The 15,987-nt window shown below is 62.7% G+C and carries 18 protein-coding genes; 2 read left to right on the top strand and 16 right to left on the bottom strand.

Annotated elements, in window-relative coordinates; genetic code table 11:
- Position 1: 1 nt before the first annotated feature.
- The 6 genes from GQA94_RS10770 to ccmA all read right to left on the bottom strand — a co-directional run bounded on the left by GQA94_RS10770 (position 2) and on the right by ccmA (position 4,819).
- Positions 2–1,975 (bottom strand): heme lyase CcmF/NrfE family subunit, encoded by a 1,974-nt coding sequence (locus GQA94_RS10770; RefSeq protein ID WP_158188018.1) that lies wholly within the window; start codon positions 1,973–1,975, stop codon positions 2–4.
- Complete coding sequence (gene ccmE, locus GQA94_RS10765) at positions 1,972–2,439, bottom strand: cytochrome c maturation protein CcmE (RefSeq protein WP_158188017.1); 468 nt, start codon at positions 2,437–2,439, stop codon at positions 1,972–1,974. Before ccmE ends, GQA94_RS10770 begins: the two co-directional genes overlap by 4 nt.
- Entirely contained in the window at positions 2,436–2,612 is a 177-nt protein-coding gene (gene ccmD, locus GQA94_RS10760) for a heme exporter protein CcmD (protein ID WP_158188016.1), read from the bottom strand. Before ccmD ends, ccmE begins: the two co-directional genes overlap by 4 nt.
- Complete coding sequence (locus tag GQA94_RS10755) at positions 2,609–3,361, bottom strand: heme ABC transporter permease (RefSeq protein WP_158188015.1); 753 nt, start codon at positions 3,359–3,361, stop codon at positions 2,609–2,611. Before GQA94_RS10755 ends, ccmD begins: the two co-directional genes overlap by 4 nt.
- A 154-nt stretch (positions 3,362–3,515) precedes the next feature.
- Positions 3,516–4,187 carry a heme exporter protein CcmB gene (ccmB, locus tag GQA94_RS10750; protein ID WP_158188014.1) on the bottom strand — a complete coding sequence of 224 codons (672 nt, stop codon included), beginning with the start codon at positions 4,185–4,187 and terminating at the stop codon, positions 3,516–3,518.
- Positions 4,184–4,819 (bottom strand): cytochrome c biogenesis heme-transporting ATPase CcmA, encoded by a 636-nt coding sequence (ccmA, locus tag GQA94_RS10745; protein WP_158188013.1) that lies wholly within the window; start codon positions 4,817–4,819, stop codon positions 4,184–4,186. Before ccmA ends, ccmB begins: the two co-directional genes overlap by 4 nt.
- 132 nt (positions 4,820–4,951) lie before the next feature.
- Between ccmA and GQA94_RS10740 the strand changes: the two genes are divergently transcribed.
- Both GQA94_RS10740 and GQA94_RS10735 read left to right on the top strand, forming a co-directional pair.
- Complete coding sequence (locus GQA94_RS10740) at positions 4,952–6,472, top strand: flagellar hook-length control protein FliK (RefSeq protein WP_158188012.1); 1,521 nt, start codon at positions 4,952–4,954, stop codon at positions 6,470–6,472.
- On the top strand, positions 6,469–6,792 hold the full coding sequence (locus tag GQA94_RS10735) for an EscU/YscU/HrcU family type III secretion system export apparatus switch protein (protein WP_158188011.1): 324 nt from the start codon (positions 6,469–6,471) through the stop codon (positions 6,790–6,792). The genes GQA94_RS10740 and GQA94_RS10735 overlap by 4 nt, the downstream gene beginning before the upstream one ends.
- Here the strand turns inward: GQA94_RS10735 and GQA94_RS10730 are convergent.
- The 10 genes from GQA94_RS10730 to GQA94_RS10685 form a co-directional block, all read right to left on the bottom strand.
- Positions 6,773–7,213 (bottom strand): rhodanese-like domain-containing protein, encoded by a 441-nt coding sequence (locus tag GQA94_RS10730; RefSeq protein ID WP_158188010.1) that lies wholly within the window; start codon positions 7,211–7,213, stop codon positions 6,773–6,775. The two genes, GQA94_RS10735 and GQA94_RS10730, sit on opposite strands and share 20 nt — an antisense overlap.
- A 134-nt stretch (positions 7,214–7,347) precedes the next feature.
- Complete coding sequence (locus GQA94_RS10725) at positions 7,348–7,761, bottom strand: DUF2802 domain-containing protein (RefSeq protein WP_158188009.1); 414 nt, start codon at positions 7,759–7,761, stop codon at positions 7,348–7,350.
- 3 nt (positions 7,762–7,764) lie between these two features.
- A complete protein-coding gene (locus tag GQA94_RS10720; protein ID WP_158188008.1) occupies positions 7,765–8,244 on the bottom strand; it encodes a chemotaxis protein CheW in 480 nt (159 codons plus the stop codon).
- Between the two features lie 85 nt (positions 8,245–8,329).
- A complete protein-coding gene (locus GQA94_RS10715) occupies positions 8,330–9,154 on the bottom strand; it encodes a CheW domain-containing protein (RefSeq protein ID WP_158188007.1) in 825 nt (274 codons plus the stop codon).
- Between the two features lie 86 nt (positions 9,155–9,240).
- Positions 9,241–10,029 (bottom strand): ParA family protein, encoded by a 789-nt coding sequence (locus tag GQA94_RS10710; RefSeq protein WP_158188006.1) that lies wholly within the window; start codon positions 10,027–10,029, stop codon positions 9,241–9,243.
- An 89-nt stretch (positions 10,030–10,118) separates the two neighbouring features.
- Positions 10,119–10,946: a flagellar motor protein MotD gene (gene motD / locus GQA94_RS10705; protein WP_158188005.1), complete on the bottom strand. Its 828-nt coding sequence runs from the start codon at positions 10,944–10,946 to the stop codon at positions 10,119–10,121.
- Positions 10,947–11,103: 157 nt separating this feature from the next.
- A complete protein-coding gene (locus tag GQA94_RS10700) occupies positions 11,104–11,844 on the bottom strand; it encodes a flagellar motor protein (RefSeq protein ID WP_158188004.1) in 741 nt (246 codons plus the stop codon).
- Positions 11,844–12,941: a protein-glutamate methylesterase/protein-glutamine glutaminase gene (locus GQA94_RS10695; RefSeq protein ID WP_158188003.1), complete on the bottom strand. Its 1,098-nt coding sequence runs from the start codon at positions 12,939–12,941 to the stop codon at positions 11,844–11,846. The genes GQA94_RS10700 and GQA94_RS10695 overlap by 1 nt, the downstream gene beginning before the upstream one ends.
- Before the next feature lie 46 nt (positions 12,942–12,987).
- Complete coding sequence (locus GQA94_RS10690; protein WP_158188002.1) at positions 12,988–15,159, bottom strand: chemotaxis protein CheA; 2,172 nt, start codon at positions 15,157–15,159, stop codon at positions 12,988–12,990.
- A 12-nt stretch (positions 15,160–15,171) separates the two neighbouring features.
- Positions 15,172–15,966 (bottom strand): protein phosphatase CheZ, encoded by a 795-nt coding sequence (locus GQA94_RS10685; RefSeq protein WP_158188001.1) that lies wholly within the window; start codon positions 15,964–15,966, stop codon positions 15,172–15,174.
- Between the last annotated feature and the right edge of the window lie 21 nt (positions 15,967–15,987).

Here is a 15,987-nt window from a genome sequence, read left to right as displayed (position 1 = left end):
CTCAGGCTCCTTGCTGGGCCAAACCGAGCGCATCGCGGACCCGGGTCCTGACCTTCACCCGGTAGCGCTTGTCACAGACCGAAACCACACCGCCCAGGGACATCAGCAATGCGCCCAGCCAGATCCAGCGCACGAAAGGCTTGATGTGCACCCTCACCGCCCAGGCTCCATTTTCCAGCGGCTCGCCCAGGGCGACGTAGAGGTCGCGGGTAAAGCCCGCGTCGATGCCCGCTTCGGTCATTGGCATCTGTTGCACGGTGTAGAGGCGCTTCTCGGGATGCAGCATCGCGATCTGCTTGTCGCCCTCGAACACGCGAATGGTGGCTTTGTCGGAGGTGAAGTTAGGGCCATCGAAATGCTTCGCGCCCTCGAAGACAAAGCTGTAGCCGCCCAATTCCAGCGACTCCCCAGGAGCAAGACGCAGGTCGCGTTCGGCGCTCTGCTGGCTCGTCAGCACCACACCCAGCGCACAGACCACCAGGCCGAAATGCGCGAGCTGCATGCCCCAGTAGCTCGGCGCGAGGCTTCGCACGCCCTTTATCAGGCCCTTGTGGCGGGTCTTGTCCAGCACGTCGCGCACACCGGCCGTTACCACCCAGGCGGCCAGCAGGCACACCGCCAGCACGGCCCAGTGGAAATCGCCGAACAGCATCGAGCCCAATCCGCCCAGAACGGCGCTGGTGATCAACACCGGGGTCAGCATGCCCATCAACCATTTCACCGGAGTGTCCTTCCAGCGCACCAGGACACCCACGGCTAGCGCCAGCATCAACGCGCCAACGAGCGGCAGGAACATCGCGTTGAAGTAGGGAGGCCCGACCGAAAGCTTGGTGTCCGACAGCGCATCGAGCAGCAACGGATACAGCGTACCGAGCAGGATCATCGACGTGGCGACCACCAGCAGCAGGTTATTGACCAGCAGCAGCGTCTCACGCGACCACAGGCCGAAGCCGATCTGGCTTTTCACAACCGGTGCGCGCAGCGCGAACAGGGTCAGTGAGCCACCGACGACCAACAGCAGGAACGCCAGGATGAAGACACCGCGCTCCGGATCGGTGGCGAAGGCATGGACCGATGTCAGCACGCCGGAACGAACCAGGAAGGTGCCCAACAGGCTGAGCGAGAAGGCGGCAATGGCGAGCAATACCGTCCAACTTTTGAATACGCCCCGCTTTTCCGTCACCGCCAGCGAATGAATCAACGCGGTCCCTACCAGCCAGGGCATGAAGGAGGCATTTTCGACCGGGTCCCAGAACCACCAGCCTCCCCAGCCCAACTCGTAATAGGCCCACCACGAGCCCAGCGCGATACCAATGCCTAGAAAGGCCCAGGCGATCAGCGTCCAGGGCCGCGACCAGCGTGCCCAAGCCGCGTCGAGGCGACCGCCCAGCAGCGCGGCGATGGCGAATGCGAAGGCGACCGAGAATCCGACGTAGCCCATGTAGAGCATCGGCGGATGAACGACCAGGCCGAAATCCTGAAGCAAGGGGTTGAGGTCACGCCCATCCATCGGTGCCTGCGGCAGAAGACGTTCGAATGGATTCGAAGTGACGATCAGGAACAGGAGGAAACCGATACTGATCAGGCCCATCACGCCCAACACCCGGGCGAGCATGTCCTCCGGCAACTGCCTGGAGAAGATCGCGACCGCGAAGGTCCAGGCCGACAGGATGAAGGCCCACAACAGCAGCGACCCTTCGTGCGCGCCCCACACGGCGCTGAATTTGTAATACCAGGGCAACGCACTGTTGGAATTCTGCGCCACATAAGCGACGGAGAAATCATCCACCATGAAGGCGTAGGTCAGGCAGGCGAAGGAAAACGCCAGGAAGCTGAACTGACCCCAGGCGGCCGGCTGTGCCAGCCCCATCCATTGCCGGTCGCCCCGCCAGGCGCCGATCAGCGGAAGCGTGCCCTGAACGACCGCCAGGCACAGCGCCAGAATCATCGCCAGATGGCCCAGTTCTGGAATCATTTCGCATACTCCTGCTTGTCGCCTTCGTAATGCTTCATCATTCCGCTTTTCTCCAGTGCCTGGGTGACTTCCGGGGGCATGTAGTTTTCGTCGTGCTTGGCCAGCACTTCGTCCGCCACCAGAACGCCCTGCGCATTGACGCGACCCAGCGCCACGATGCCCTGCCCTTCACGGAACAGGTCAGGGAGGATGCCCTGGTAACTGATGGTCACCGTTTCGTTGTTGTCGGTGACGCGAAACGAGACGGTGAGCGAGTCGCTGCTGCGCGTCACCGACCCGGCTTCGACCAGCCCACCGGCACGAATCCTAGTCCCTTCCGGCGCTTCGCCCGCGGCAATCTGCGTCGGCGTGTAGAACAGATTGATGTTCTCTTGCAGGGCTGACAGCGCCAAGCTGACCGCAACGCCTACGCCCGCCAGAATGGCCAATATGATGAACAGACGCTTCTTGCGCACAGGATTCACTTCATTTCCTCCCGGCGCAAACGACGCGCCTCGTCTTGCAGGTAACGCCGGCGTGCCATGATCGGCAGCGCCACGTTCAGAATCAGGACCGCCAGGCTGACGCCATAGGAAGTCCAGACATACACACCATGGTTGCCCATGGCGATGAATTCGGAAAAAGACGAAAAATTCATGCCTTGCCCATCCGCGCCTTCACTTCAGTCTTGACCCAACTGCTGCGTGACTCACGGCGCAGCACTTCCAGGCGCATGCGCATCAGCAGCACGACGCTGAAGAAACAATAGAAACCCAGCACCATGACCAGCAACGGCAACCACATCTCCACCGGCATGGCGGGCTTTTCCGTCACGGTGAAGGTGGCGGGCTGGTGAAGGGTGTTCCACCACTCCACCGAATACTTGATGATCGGGATGTTGACCACGCCAACGATGGACAACACCGCGCAGGCCTTGGCGGCGCTGTCCCGGTTGCTGATGGCCTGCCCCAGCGCAATGATCCCGAAGTACAGGAACAGCAGAATCAGCATCGATGTCAGGCGTGCGTCCCACACCCACCACGCGCCCCAGGTCGGCTTGCCCCATACCGCACCGGTAAGCAGCGCGATGAATGTCATCCAGGCGCCAATGGGCGCGGCTTGCTGCAACGCGACATCGGCCAGCTTCATCTTCCACACCAGCCCGACGATTCCAGCCGCGGCCAGCATCACGTAGATGGACTGCGCCAGAAATGCAGCCGGCACGTGTATGTAGATGATCCGGAAGCTATTGCCCTGCTGGTAATCCGGCGGCGCGAATGCCAGGCCCCAGACGAGACCGACACCCAGCAGAACCAGCGCAGCCCAGGCCAACCAGGGCAGCCAGCGGCCGCTGATCTCGTAGAACCATTTGGGCGAACCTAGTTTGTGGAACCATGTCCAGTTCATGGCACCTGCCTCACTTCACCCACGCAAGCCGATATCAAGCCGAAACCGGACCAACGGGTCTTTTTGGCGATCGGTAACCGGCTCATTGTCGACGCCGCTCGTCTCGTAGTGGCGATTCGGGTTTCGCTATCGGGTAGAAACATCGTGCTATCCGTCATTCGCCGACGCTGATCTTCAGGCCGGCCGCTATCGCAAAGGGTGACAGGGTAACTGCCAGGGCAGTCAGGCTGGAAAGCCATAATAGATGACCAAGCGCAGGCAGCCCCTGCAGCGCCGCCTGCAACGCCCCGCTGCCCAGGATCAGTACGGGGATATACAGCGGCAGGATCAGCAGGGCCAGCAGCAGCCCGCCGCGCTTGAGGCCAACGGTCAGCGCCGCCCCCACCGCACCCAGCAGGCTGAGCACCGGCGTGCCCAGCAACAGCGAGACCAGCAGCACCGGAAGCGTGCTGGCCGGCATCCCCAGCATGAGCCCCAGCAAAGGGGCCAACAGAACCAGCGCCAGGCCCGAGAACAGCCAGTGTGCCAGTACCTTGGCGAGAACCAGAAGTGCCAGGGGGTGCGGCGAAACGACCCACTGTTCGAGTGAGCCGTCCTCGAAATCGCTGCGGAACAAGCCATCCAGCGAAAGCAGTACAGCCAATAGCGCAGCCACCCAGATCAGCCCCGGTGAGAGGGTCTGCAGCAATTGCGATTCGGGCCCCACCGCCAGCGGAAACAGGGCGATGACGATGGCGAAGAACACCAGCGGGTTGGCCAGTTCTGCCGGGCGGCGGAAAAGCAGGCGGGTTTCCCGAGCCAGCAGCAGCGTAAAGACGTTACTCATGCGGCCCGCTGCCCCAGATCGATTTCACGGTAGCCCGCCGGTTTTTCGGCGAGCGAATGATGGGTCGTCAGTATGACCATGCCGCCTTGCTCGCAATGACTCGCCAGGTGCCGTTCGAGCTGGGCCACGCCGTGCTTGTCCAGCGCGGTGAAGGGTTCATCGAGAATCCACAGGGGCGGAGGCGACAGAAACAGCCTGGCCAGCGCGACACGCCGCTGCTGGCCGGCGGAAAGCGTATGGCAGGGCACATCTTCGAAACCGCGCAGCCCCACCGCTTCGAGTGCACGCCAGATATCCTCGCGCGGTGCCGGTTGATGCAGCGCGCACAGCCAGGTCAGGTTTTCCTCGGCGGTTAGCAGCCCCTTGATACCCGCGGCATGGCCGATCCACAACAGATTGCGGGCCAGTTCATCGCGCTGGCTTTCGAGGTCGCGATCATTGAGCAGAACCTTGCCCGCGGTCGGTTGCATCAGCCCGGACAGCAACCGCAGCAGGCTGGTCTTGCCACTGCCGTTGGGGCCGGCGATCTGCAACATTTCCCCTTTTGCGATCCGCAGGTCTAACCTCTCGAACAGAAGACGCCAGTCCCGTTCACAGGAAAGCGCCACAGCTTCTAGAAAGGGACTGGACACGCTAGGGCTACCTCAAGATGGAAGGAGCCCGGCCGCTACACCGATAGCGAGCCGGGCGGCCGGAATTATACATGCCGAGCCCCCGCACCAAAGGCCACAACGGCGAAAGGTTGTAAGAGCATTTAAGTAAGAATGACCGAGATCAAGAGTACCCAGGCAATCCCCGCCTCCGGCCCGTCTCGCCCGACGACAAGCCCCACCGAGATGGCGTTGAAACTGCTGCAACCGATGCAGGGACTGCTGCTGGCCGGAGAAAGCGCCGAGGCCGAAGTCGTCAGCATCAAGGAAGCGCTGCAGGCCTTTCAGCTGACGCTGCGCCTGACCCTGAGCAATGGACGGCAGGCCACCGTCGAGGCCGGCAGCCAGAAAGCCGCAGCACCTGGCACGGCCCTGCTCATCACGGCCGTCTCAGACACCCGCCTGATTGCCGCTCTGCAACCCGGCAACCGTCAGCCGCACAGCAGCATCGATCTCGAGCGGCTTCCGGTGGGCTCGGTGATCCAGGGAAAAGTGGTAACCAGTCAGCAGATTCAGCAGGACGGAAAAGTCCTCTTCAAGGCGGTGATCAGCTTGCTTGGCTCACCGCTGGCCGGACAGAAGCTGAATGTCGAATCCAGCCTGCCGCTTGCGCTGGGCAGCCTGATCACCGCGCGCGTCCAGGGAGACCAATCACTGTCGTTCATGCCATTGAGCGGTCGTCTCGATGAGCTGATGCTCGGCCAGCAACTGACCGCCCAGCATGGGCGCCAGGGATCGATCGAAGGGCTGCTGGGTGCGCTCGGATCCGGCCTGGCCCTCCCCGACCAACTGCGTGGCGCGGCCGAGCGTCTGCTCGGCCTGGTTCCGGACATGCAGCAGTTGGGCGATACCAGGACGCTGGCTAAAGCGCTCGCGCGCAGCGGCGTCTTCCTTGAAAGCGGCCTGTTGAGCGATCCGAACGACAGTCTGCCGAACGATATGAAAGCCGCTCTGCTCCGCCTGATTGCACAGCTACCCGGTTTGCCGGGCGGCGCGCTGGCCAGCGCGCAGGCCGGTACGGGCCTCGGTCAGGCACTGCCCGCCTTCGCCCGCAATGCGCTTGGCGCGTCGGGACAACCGAACGCGCGCCAGTTGGCGCAGCATTTTCCGTTGCCGAGCCGCCTGTTGCCCAACAGCGACGACGAGGCTGACCTGGAATTGCTGTTGAAACTCGCAGCGGCGGCGGTATCGCGCCTGCAAACGCATCAGCTGTCCAGCCTCGCGCAGACCCAGACCAACCCGGACGGCACCCAGGTGACGACCTGGCAGATCGAGGTACCGATGCGCGATCAACGGGACATCCTTGCGCTGCAGGTTAAGTTCCAGCGCGAAGAAGCCTCCCAGCACAGCCGAAGCGAAACGCCCGATGTGCTCTGGAAAGTCGAACTCGCGTTCGATGTATCGCCTCTCGGCCCGCTGCAGGTTCAGGCGCAATTGATGCGGGGCAGCCTGTCGAGCCAGATATGGGCAGAACGCAGCCGTACCGCCGACCTGATTGCCGCCGAGCTCGATCATCTGCGTCAGCGCCTGGTCACAGCCGGGCTCACTGTCGGCGACCTCGCCTGTCGGCAAGGCACCCCGCCCCAAGGTCCTCGAACCTCAGTTGAACAACGTTTCGTGGATGAAACCGCATGACCGCCAGCACACCGCGTCAAGCCATTGCGCTCACCTATGACGGTACGAATGCCCCCACCCTATCAGCCAAGGGGGACGATGAGCTGGCCGAAGCCATACTGGCGATCGCCCGTGAACACGAGGTGCCGATCTATGAGAATGCCGAGCTGGTGAAGCTGCTGGCGCGCCTGGAGCTGGGCGATGCCATCCCCGAAGCGCTGTATCGCACCCTCGCCGAGATCATCGCGTTTGCCTGGTATCTGAAAGGCAAATGTCCGCCGGGTTTTACCGAGCAACACGCCGATGCGGGGTTGCCGCGCCTCAATGGGCCTGAGCGTTGAGGGTCGTGACGGCGTTGAAGTGGCCCTTCTCCTGGGGGAAATCAGCCAGCACCCAGGCAAAGTAGCCCTGGCGGAAATAGAACACCTGCTCGTAGCCCCACGCCACCGCGAGGCGAACCGCCTCGGCACTGGCCGGGCATACTTCGCTGTCGCAATAGACCACCAGCGGAACGCTTCTGGGCAACTCGTTCTGTGACAGCCCCAGAAAATCTCGCGCCAGGTCCATATGCACCGCGCCCTGGATATGCCCCCAGCTCCACTCACGGCTCGGACGCACATCCACGAACACCGCGCCAAGCTCGTGAAGCTGCCTGGCCTGGTACACATTGACGGTCATCGCGCCTTCCACCTCGGCCGGTGCTTCCCCCGCGTAAAGCCAGGTCGGGCCGCAGAGCAGGCACAGCATCAGAATGCGCAGCATCACATCCTCCTCGCCCGACGACGGGCACGGGCCTGCACCAGACACGGCAAGGCCTTGTCCAGATTGGAGGAAGCAATGGTCAGATCGTTCAGTGCGCCGGCCTGGCGGCAGTGCACGGCCGCCAGGAGGTGTCGCTACTCCGGGTTGCGTCGAGCCTGATGCAGCTTGCGCATCAGTTCGGCTTCCGATTGGGAAAGGCCGCACGATTGCGTCAGGTCATCGACACTGGCGCCCATGCCGACCAGCTTGGCGGCCTGGGAAAAGGAAATATTGTTCGGGTCGCGTTGCTCCAGCTGGCTCAGCTTTTCAGGCAACGGCGCCACCAGGCGCGACAGCTCCTGCAGGTCCTTGCCCATGCGCACGCTGCCTTGCAGATAGGTATCCAGGCGAGCCCCCAGGGCTTTGATCTGTTTGTCCCGGACGGCATTTTCGCTGGCCAGCGATTCGGCCAGCTGCCGCTGGCGCCGGAACAGCCAGATGCAGCAGCCGAGCAAGGCAAGGCAACACAGGGCAAGCGCGACGACCGCCGCGACCAGCGATGCGATCATGAATCAGATGCTCTCAAGTTCAGCCCATTCCTCTTCGCTCATCATCTTGTCCAGCTCGACCAGAATCAGCAATTCGTTGTTCTTGTTGCACACGCCCTGGATGAACTTCGCCGACTCGTCATTCCCGACATTGGGTGCGGTTTCGATTTCCGACTGGCGCAGATAGACCACCTCGGCAACGCTGTCGACCAGAATCCCGACCACCTGGCGGTCGGCCTCGATGATGACGATACGGGTGTTGTCCGACACAGGCGCCGCGTCCAGACCGAAGCGCTGGCGCGTATCGATCACGGTGACCACGTTACCGCGCAGGTTGATGATGCCAAGCACGTAGCTCGGCGCACCCGGCACAGGCGCAATTTCGGTATAGCGCAACACTTCCTGGACCTGCATCACATTGATGCCATAGGTCTCGTTATCCAGACGGAAGGTTACCCACTGCAGAACCGGATCATCGGAACCCTGCGCGGAAGTCATCTTCATAGCCCCACCTCTTCATATACCGCTGTGGCGGTCGATTCTATCGGTACTCGGGACGCTTGCGCGCACCCATGGTTGTTCATTTCACTTACGACGGCACGCCCTTCAGATGACGGGTCGCGCCGGTGGCAATCAGCTCGGCGAGGGCGGTGACATCCACCAGCGCGCACATATGGTCGATCACCGTCCCGGCCAACCACGGACGCTGGGTCCGCTGCGAACGCCATTTGACTTCCTTCGGGTCCAGGCGGATCGAGCGACTGACCTGATGCACCGCCAGCCCCCATTCATAGCCCTGAACCGAAATCACGTACTGGAGCCCTTCGCGATAGTCATCACGATAGCGATCAGCCATGACCCAGCGCGCGGTATCGAGCACCTTCAGGTTGCCGGCCTGGCTCGGCAATATGCCGAGGAACCATGCGGGCTGACCAAACAGCGGCGTCAGGTCATGCCCGGCGAGCGGGTAGATCGACCCAAGGCTGACCAGCGGCACCGCCAGCGTCAGCCCGGCGACGTCGAACAGCAGGCATTCGAACGGCTCCTCGCCCCACTCCGGCTGGCCCGTATGGCGCGCAGGCGGACCGCCTGGCAGCTGGAAATCGGCAATCGGCTCGACCCGGGCAGCGGCTGGCTGGCTCGGCGCTTCGGGTTGCAGCTCCAGCAACGCCTCCGGCTCGGCGATGACCGATAGCAGAGCCGGTACGGGTTCGGCCACGGTATCCGGCACCGCCACCTGCCGCAGCGGAACCACCCGCTGGGTATCACGCTGTTGCTCCTCGAGCACGGCGGCCTGGAACTCGTCATGGCTGACCGATTCGGTCAACTCCATGACGGCATCCTGCAAGAGCGCATCGAGATAGGACTGCAGCGTCTGTTGCGATCGGCTTTCTTTAAGAACGGTACGACTCATGACACCAACTCGTGCGAACCCACTGGATAGGCTATCGGCCGCAACCGCCGCGAACTTGAACCGCGATCGCGCCCGTACGTCGTCATTCAGGCAACCTGTGGCGAAGCCTGGGCTGCCAGCAGAGTTTTGAGCAAGGCCCGGTAGGCGAGCACCGCCCGGCTGTTGGGATCGTACTGCGAAGGCGTAACGCCTGCGCGACTGGCATCGCGCAAGCGCGTGTCGATCGGAATGAAGGCCTGCCAGAGATTGGCCTGATAGCCGTTACGCAAGACCTTGAGCGTGTTCATCGAGGCCTGGGTACGCCGGTCGAACATGGTCGGCACGATCGTGTACGGCAACGCCTGCTTGCGCGAACGGTTGATCATGGAAAGCGTACTGACCATCCGCTCCAGGCCTTTCATCGCCAGGAACTCCGTCTGTACCGGGATGACCAGTTGCTGGCTGGCGGCCAGCGCATTGACCATCAATACGCCCAGCAAGGGCGGGCTGTCGATGATGGCGTAATCGAAATCCTGCCAGAGCTGCGAAAGGCTCTTCGCAATCACCAGGCCAAGGCCGTTCTGCCCGGGCGACTGGCGTTCCAGGGTCGCCAGCACCGTACTGGAAGGCAGCAGCGACACACGCTCGTGACTGGTCGGCAGCAGCAATTGCCACGGCAGCCCTTCAGGCACAGTGCCCTGATGCTGGAACAGATCGAATACGCTGTGCTCGAGGTTGTCCGGATCGTGTCCGAAATAGCTCGTCATCGAACCGTGAGGATCGAGATCCAGCGCCACGACCCGCTTGCCCGAATCGGCCAGCAATCCGGCAAGTGCGATTGAGGTGGTGGTCTTGCCCACTCCGCCTTTTTGATTGGCTACAGCCCAGACTCTCATAACTCTCTTTCCATCCGGATCGAACCCGACCGGGAACGGCCGTGCCGGGACGACCGACGACGGACAATTGACGGCACCGCGCGCGGCACCTAACGACCTGAAGGGATAGCACGTTGCGTGCCAGGGACCAGCGCCGCGCCAACCGCCTGCGCGTTACCGCTCCCCACCCCACTGACGCTGCGGCGAACATCGAGATTACGCGAAATGACCAGGATCACCCGACGATTGCGCGCCCTGCCTTCGACCGTCGAGTTGTCAGCGATGGGTTGGAATTCACCATAGCCGACAGCGGCCAGGCGCGCCGGGTCGACGCCATCGGCCGCCAGCATCCGCACGACACTGCCGGCCCGCGCAGCAGACAACTCCCAGTTGGTCGGGAATTTCGAGGTATTGATGGGCAGGTTGTCGGTAAAGCCTTCGACATGAATCGGATTGTCGAAGGGCGCCAGAATCCTGGCGACCTTCTCCAGCAAGTCAAAGGCGTGGTCATTGGGCAGCGCGTCCCCGCTAGGGAACAACAAGCTCGAATTCAACTCGATTTCGACCCAGAGTTCGTTGCCCCGGACCGTCAGCTGTTTCGCATCGATCAGATCGGCGAAGGCCTCGTGCATGCTCTGCATGATGCTTTGCAGCGGATCGATGATTTCTTGCGCGGCGTGCGGCTCGTCCACGTGCGACACGTCCGGCTGCGTGGTGCGAGGCCGCTCATCGCCGACCGGAATCGGCTTGACCGCGCGATCCGCCTGGTTGAACACGCCCACCAGCGAATCGGAAAGGATTTTGTACTTGCCTTCGTTGAGCGAGGAAATCGAGTACATCACCACGAAAAAAGCGAACAGCAAGGTGATGAAGTCCGCGTAGGAAACCAGCCAGCGCTCGTGGTTCTCCGGCTCCTCGTGAACTCTGCGGCGGCCCATGATCAGCCCCTTGCCGGCACAGGCGCGCGAACGATCGCCTGCACGCACGCACGCAAGGCGGCGGCGCTGTGGCGGAGTGCGGCGGTCATTTGAAGGTTGGCCATGTTCGTTCCCGTATCCTCGGCGGCGCACAGGCGCGCCGCCGATCTCGTGTCGCTCAATCCATGAAACCTTGCAGCTTCATTTCGATCGAGCGTGGGTTCTCGCCTTCGGCAATCGACAGGACGCCTTCGAGCAACATCTCGCGGTAGGCGGTCTGCGTCTGCACCACGCTCTTGAGTTTGTTGCCCATCGGCAGGACCAGCAGGTTGGCGAAGGCCACGCCGTAAATAGTGGCGACGAACGCAACGGCAATTCCGCTGCCCAGCTGGCCGGGATCGGCAAGGTTGCCCATCACGTGTATCAATCCCATCACCGCACCGATGATGCCGACCGTCGGCGAATAGCCGCCCATGCTCTCGAACACCTTGGCTGCGCGTAGATCGCGGGTTTCCTGGGTGTACAGGTCGACCTCGAGAATACTGCGGATCACTTCGGGCTCAGCGCCATCCACCAGCAGTTGCAAGCCTTTGCGAGCGTACGGATCGGGCTCGGTCTCGGCGATCGGTTCGAGGCCCAGCAACCCTTCCTTGCGCGCCGTGGCACTCCAACCCGTGACCAGGCTGATCCCGTGCGCCATATCGATCCGAGGCGGAAACAGGATCCAACCGACGATCGACATGGCGCGCATGAACACCGCCATGGGCGTCTGCAGCAGCACGGCGCCGAGCGTTCCGCCCAGCACGATCAAGGCCGCCGGCCCATTGAGCAGTGCCGAGAGGTGACCGCCCTCGAGAAAATTGCCGCCGACGATGGCGACGAACGCAAGGACCAGCCCGATGAGGCTGAGCACATCCATCAGAGGCACGCCTCGCTCAGGTGACGGCCCATATCATCGAGGCCATAGACGGCGTCGCTGAGGTTGGCCTTGACCACCGCCATCGGCATGCCATAGATCACACAGCTGGCCTCGTCCTGCGTCCACACCTGGCTGCCGCTCTGTTTGAGCATGCGCGCGCCTTCCCGGCCATCGGCGCCCATCCCGGTGAGCACCACCGCCAGTACTTTGTCGCCGAATGCCTTGGCGGCAGAGCCGAAGGTGACGTCGACACAGGGGCGGTAATGCAGTCGCTCGTCGCCAGGCAGGATGCGCACCGCTCCGCGCCCGTCGACCATCATCTGCTTGCCACCCGGCGCCAGCAGCGCAAGACCGGGGCGCAGCAGGTCGCCGTCCTCGGCCTCTTTGACGCGAATCTTGCAGAGCTTGTCCAGCCGCTCGGCGAAGGCCTTGGTGAACGCGGCGGGCATGTGCTGGACCAGCACGATGGGTGCGGGAAAAGTCCCCGGCAGTTGCGTCAGGACGCGCTGAAGCGCGACCGGCCCACCGGTCGAGGTACCGATGGCCACCAGCCGGTACGACTTGCGCCGGGGCGCGGCGGTCACCACCGTGGGCTGCCCTGCACGGGATGCGGCGGGAGACGTAACGGCAGGCGCATAGGCGCCACGACTGACCGTGGCCAGGGGGGCCGCAACGCTGGCGGTGCTGCTGTAGCGCCGATTGCTGCGCGAGATCGTGTTGATCTTTTCGCAGAGCAGTTGCTTGACCTTATCCGGGTTGCGGGAAATGTCCTCGAAATTTTTCGGCAGGAAGTCCACCGCCCCGGCGTCCAGCGCATCGAGGGTGACCCGCGCGCCTTCGTGGGTAAGCGAGGAGAACATTAGCACCGGCGTCGGACAACGTTGCATGATCTGCCGTACGGCAGTGATGCCGTCCATCATCGGCATTTCGTAATCCATCGTGATGACGTCGGGCTTCAATGCCAGTGCCTGATCGATCGCCTCCCGCCCGTTGGTGGCGGTGCCGATCACCTGGATATTCGGGTCTGAGGAAAGGATCTCCGAAACACGGCGGCGGAAGAAACCGGAATCATCGACCACCAGGACCTTGACTGCCATAAAACACTCCTAGCGGCAGCGGTCGGTCAAAACCGCTGCCTACAGATCAGACCCGGCGCGCGTAGCGCTTGAGCATGCTGGGGACATCCAGGATCAAGGCGATACGACCGTCCCCTGTGATGGTCGCACCGGACATGCCCGCCGTGCCCTGGAGCATCTTGCCCAACGGCTTGATGACCACTTCCTCCTGCCCAACCAATTGATCGACGACAAAGCCGATGCTCTGGTTGCCGACGTTCAGAATGACCACATGCCCCTCGCGCTGCTCTTCGTGCTCGGCACCGCGCACCAGCCAGCGCTTGAGGTAGAACAGCGGCAGCGCCTTGTCGCGCACGATCACCACTTCCTGGCCGTCAACCACGTTGGTGCGCGAGAGGTCGAGGTGGAAGATTTCGTTGACGCTGACCAGCGGGAAGGCAAAGGCCTGGTTGCCCAGCATCACCATCAGGGTGGGCATGATTGCCAGCGTGAGCGGCACCTTGATGACCACGCGCGAGCCCTGGCCCTTGGTGGAAAACACGTTGACCGTGCCGTTGAGCTGCGAAATCTTGGTCTTGACCACGTCCATGCCGACACCGCGGCCGGACACGTCCGAAATCTCCGACTTGGTCGAGAAACCCGGCGCAAAGATCAGGTTGTAGCATTCCAGATCGCTCAGACGCTCGGCGGCATCCCGCTCCAGCAAGCCCTTTTCCACCGCCTTGGCGCGCAGGATATCGGCGTCCATTCCCTTGCCGTCATCGGTGATCAGCAGCAGGATGTGATCGCCTTCCTGCTCGGCCGACAGCACGACCTTGCCGGTGCGTGGTTTACCGGCTGCCTCGCGCTCTTCCGGCGTCTCGATACCATGATCGACCGCGTTGCGCACCAGGTGCACCAGCGGGTCGGCCAGGGCCTCGACGAGGTTCTTGTCCAGATCGGTTTCCTCACCGACCAGTTCCAGGTTGATCTCTTTCTTCAGGCTGCGCGCAAGATCCCGGACCAGCCGCGGAAAACGGCCGAACACCTTCTTGATCGGCTGCATGCGCGTTTTCATCACCGCGCTCTGCAGGTCCGCCGTCACCACATCCAGGTTGGACACGGCTTTGGCCATGGCCTCGTCGCCGCTGTTGGAACCCAGGCGGACCAGGCGGTTACGCACCAGCACCAGCTCGCCGACCATGTTCATGATCTCGTCGAGCCGCGCGGTGTCGACCCGTACGGTCGTCTCGGCTTCGCTCGCCGGTTTCTCCGGCGCCGGAGTGGCCCGGACCGCGGTCTCGGCTTTGCCAGGCGCGGCGACCAGCTTGCTTGCCGGCGCGGCCGGTCTGGCCGGCGCACTTCCGGTCGGTGCAGGGGCCGGCTCGGGTTTGGCTACCCCAGCCGAAGCAGGCGCTACGGGCGCGGCCGCTTCCGGCTCGAACTTGCCCTTGCCGTGCAGTTGATCCAGCAGCGCTTCGAATTCGTCATCGGTGATTTCATCGCCTGCGGACCCCGCCGGCGTGGTCGGAGCTTCGGCACGAGGCGCAGCGGCAGCCGGTTCGGCGAACGCGCCCTTGCCATGCAACTGATCGAGCAGTGCCTCGAACTCTTCGTCGGTAATCTCGTCGCCGGCCGGCATCTCGGCGGACGGCGCTGCGGGTGCCGCAGTCGGCTCCACCGCAAACTGGCCCTTGCCATGAAGCTGATCGAGCAGCGACTCGAATTCCTCGTCGGTGATCTCGTCTGCGGCTTCGGCAGGCGAAGTCCCGGCCGACTGATCCAGGGCACCGAGAAACTGTTCGAACTCGTTGTCCGCCGTTGCGGCCTCGGGCTCTGCCGTGGGCACGACGACCGGTGCCGGCGTCCCGGCTGGCTCGGCCAGGCGCGACAGCGCCGCCAGCAGTTCAGCCGTGGCCGGCGTGACGACGGTGCGCTCTCGCACCTGGGTGAACATTTCATTGACGGCGTCCAGTGCCTGCAGCACGACATCCATCAATTCCGAGTCGACGCGACGCTCACCCTTGCGCAGGATGTCGAAGACGTTTTCGGCGATGTGGCAGCACTCGACCAGCTCATGCAGCTGGAGAAAGCCGGCACCCCCCTTCACCGTATGGAAACCGCGAAAAATCGCATTGAGCAAGGCTGTGTCGTCGGGGCTGCTTTCCAGCTCCACCAGTTGCTCTGACAATAGTTCGAGAATCTCGCCGGCCTCTACCAGGAAGTCCTGGAGGATTTCTTCATCGGCGTCGAAGCTCATATTCACCTTCCCCTAAAAGCCCAGGCTCGAAAGCAGATCATCGACATCGTCCTGCCCGGATACGACATCCTCACGTATATCGGCATGCATCTGCGGACCTTCACCGTTGGAAGGCTCTTTTTCTTGTTTTTTCTTTTCCTGCTCGGCGCGCATCGCTTCACGGTCATGCTGGATGCCCGCCACACGATCGACCTGCCCGGCCATCAGCACGAGATTGAGCAGGTTGCTTTCAAGCTCGCTGATCAGGCGGGTCACCCGCTTGATGACCTGGCCGGTCAGGTCCTGAAAGTCCTGGGCGAGCATGATCTCGCTGAGGTTCTGCGACAGCTGGCTGCTGTCGTTCATCGAGCGTTGCAGGTATTGATCGATGCGACGGACCAGATCCCTGAATTGCTCGGCATTCATTTCGCGGCGCATGAAGCGCTGCCAGTCGGCGGTCAGGCTCTGGGCCTCGTAACTGACGTAATTCACCAGCGGCGCCGATTCTTCCACCAGGTCCATGGTGCGGTTGGCCGCTTTCTCGGTCATCTCCACCACATAGGAAAGCCTGTCGGTGGCGTCGGTGATCGGTGACGGATCACCACCAGTGGCGCAGGTATCCATCTCGAGTTTGACGATGGCGTTGTGCAGCTCACGGGTGAGCTTGCCCACTTCCTGATAGAGCCCGTGGTTGCGCACCTGGTTGAGCTCGTTGAACATCTGCGTGGCTTCGTCGAAGCGACCCTGCTGCAGACTTTCGATCAATTGGGGTGCATGAGCCCTCAGAGTCGCTTCGAACTCTGCCAGGCTTTGGTCAGCTTGCGTCATAGTGCCCTCGCGGCGTTACTG

It is taken from the genome of Stutzerimonas stutzeri, assembly GCF_009789555.1.
Classification (GTDB): Bacteria; Pseudomonadota; Gammaproteobacteria; order Pseudomonadales; family Pseudomonadaceae; genus Stutzerimonas; species Stutzerimonas stutzeri_R.
This window is presented reverse-complemented; position numbering and strand designations above follow the sequence as displayed.